The organism is Capnocytophaga sp. oral taxon 329 str. F0087 (genome assembly GCF_000213295.2).
Taxonomy (GTDB): domain Bacteria; phylum Bacteroidota; class Bacteroidia; order Flavobacteriales; family Flavobacteriaceae; genus Capnocytophaga; species Capnocytophaga leadbetteri_A.
This window is the reverse complement of sequence record NZ_KN390010.1, coordinates 29499-32214: the sequence shown is the minus strand read 5'-3', so window position 1 is coordinate 32214 and position 2716 is coordinate 29499. Positions and strand designations below refer to the sequence as shown.

The following is a 2716-nucleotide window of genomic DNA, read 5'->3' as shown; positions in this document are numbered from 1 at the left end:
TATAGATTTTCTAACCAAAAGGAAATGCTATAAGGAGTAATAAAACAAATTATAAAAAACTTCATTAAATGAGAGATTTAACAAAAATGACAAACATTGAGGACTTGCGTGTAGTTTGCAAACGCAATGTTCCCAAAATGTTCTACGAATACGTAGATACTGGTTCGTGGACACAAGCGACTTATCGCGATAACGTATCCGATTTCAACCCTATCAAATTTAAGCAAAAAATATTGGTTGATATGGATAATCGTACCCTCGAAAGCACTCTTTTAGGCAAAAAGGTGAAATTCCCTGCAATGACTGCTCCAGTAGGCTTTATGGGTATGATGTGGGCTGATGGCGAAATCCATATGGCTAAAGCGGCTCAAAAGTTTGGTATTCCATTTACGCTATCTACTATGTCTATCTGTTCTATTGAAGACTTAGCAGAAGCAGGAGTAGAGCCTTTCTGGTTCCAGTTATATGTAATGCGCGACCGCGAGTTTATGAAAGACCTTATCAGACGTGCTAAAGAAGCTAAATGTTCAGCTTTAATGGTAACTGTAGACCTACAAGTACTTGGTAATCGTCACCGCGATATTAAAAATGGTCTATCTACCCCTCCTAAATTTACGATTCCTAATATTATCAACCTTTCTACTAAAATTCCTTGGGGAATGCGTTATATCTTCGGAAATCGTCGTTGGACATTCCGCAATATAGCAGGACACGCTAAGAATGTATCAGACCTTTCTTCACTTTCTTCTTGGACGAAAGAACAATTCGACCCAAGTCTTAGTTGGAAAGATATTGCTGAAATAAAGGAATTATGGGGAGGTCCTATCATCTTAAAAGGTATTATGACACCTGAAGATGCTATGGATGCTGTGAAGTACGGTGCTGATGCCATTATCGTATCAAACCACGGAGGTCGCCAAATGGATGATACTATTTCATCTATCAAAGCTCTTCCAGATATTGTAAGTGCGGTAGGTAGTCAAACAGAAGTATGGATTGACTCTGGTTTCTATACAGGTCAGAATATGTTAAAAGCGTGGGCTATGGGTGCTCGTGGTATTATGCTTGGACGTGCCCCTGTATACGGATTAGGTGCTTATGGTGAAGAAGGAGTAACTCGTGCACTACAAATCCTTTATGATGAAATGGATACTACTATGGCTTTTTCAGGTCATAGGAATTTACAAGATGTAGATAGCAGTATCTTAGTAGAAGGTACTTACCCTCTACCGAGCAAAAAGTAGTTAAATACTAAATAATAAAAAAATAGGCTGTCTGAATATTCAGACAGCCTATTTTCATTAACCATTAAAATTTAACCATTAATTAACTTCTATTTCGTCAATAAATAAAAAACCTGGTTTCCCTGCAGCTCCGTTATGAAAAGCAGGTATTTTATTCACCTCATTAATTTTAACTTTCAGATAAGTTACTTTCTTTTCTTTAAAAGAAAGTTTATAATCTTTTATTTCTCTAAAATGTTTAGTAGGTAGTTGGTAATCTTCTTTAGCAAGTGTTTCGTAGTTTTTACCATCAGTAGAACCTTGTACTTCAAAATGGGTAGGAGGGTAAATCCAATCACCAGTATCTATAAAAGATTTGAAAGATACTTCCTTGATAGGGGTATTCTCTGGCAAAGTAATAACTACTTCACAAGGAGCCTCACTAAATCCCAACCATTGTCCTGAGCGCGAATTCTTATTTCCTCTCTGGCCATCCACTAAAGTGATAGCTCCGTTGAAAGTGTAGTTGTGAGTGGGCTTGCTAAGAAATGTTATAGGGCGAACAGTAGCCTTGTTGAAGATAAACTTTTGTCCCCAACTGCTCTCACCTTCACTACCAAAAGCCTTTGCTTTAAGGTCTGTAGTTTTTGTTATTTTTAGTGGTTGAGTGTATATTGTAGCATTTTTAGTAGGTTCAGTACCATCAGTAGTGTAATAGATAGGGGTGTTTTCAAGGCAAGAAAAAGTGACTTTTATATCACCTACTTCAGGTTTTGCTTCAGCACGTACATTGAAAATATGTTTAGCGTAGTTATATCCCTCAAGCTGATAGATATTGATAAGACGCAAAAGTCGTTGTAAGAAAGCACTATAGTTTTTAGCGTCTTTAGGGTTATGCCATTGTACTTCAGCCAAAGCTGCATAGCGAGGTAAAGCCATATACTCTACGTGTTTAAAGGTTTTCATATATTCTGTCCAGATATTGGCCTGTACCCCTAAGATATGTTTTTGTTGTTCAGGAGTAAGAGCATCAGGATAAGGATTGAAAGAATATACACGTTCTACAGGTACATAACCTCCGATAGCAAGCGGTTCAGTATCAACTTTGTCAGTTTGATAAAAGTCAAAATAGCAGAAAGACATAGGGGTCATAATAGCATCGTGGTTAGACTTAGCAGCCTCTATAGCACCACTGATGCCGCGCCAAGACATTACAGTAGCATTAGGAGCTAATCCTCCTTCTAAGATTTCATCCCAACCAATAATACGACGGTTTTTGCTAGCTAATACTTGTTCAGCATATGTAATTATGTGGCTTTGTAGATACTCTTCGGCAGAGTGCTTGTCATCACCTTTTATACCTAATTCTTTAATTTTAGCTTGGCATTTAGGACATTTTTTCCAACTAACTTTTGGGCATTCATCACCTCCGATATGAATGTATTGTGAAGGAAAAATCTCAGTAACTTCTTCTAATATATTCTTTATGAAAT

Annotated in this window: 2 protein-coding genes; one reads left to right on the top strand and one right to left on the bottom strand. The window is 37.3% G+C overall.

Going from position 1 to position 2716, the window contains the following annotated elements:
• Nucleotides 1-68: 68 nt before the first annotated feature.
• On the top strand, nucleotides 69-1244 hold the full coding sequence (locus HMPREF9074_RS07150) for an alpha-hydroxy acid oxidase (RefSeq protein ID WP_009389838.1): 1176 nt from the start codon (nucleotides 69-71) through the stop codon (nucleotides 1242-1244).
• 78 nt (nucleotides 1245-1322) lie between these two features.
• On the opposite strand, the gene HMPREF9074_RS07145 is transcribed toward HMPREF9074_RS07150, so the two are convergent.
• On the bottom strand, nucleotides 1323-2716 hold a 1394-nt coding region (locus tag HMPREF9074_RS07145), incomplete at its 5' end, for a beta-N-acetylhexosaminidase (protein WP_034540119.1).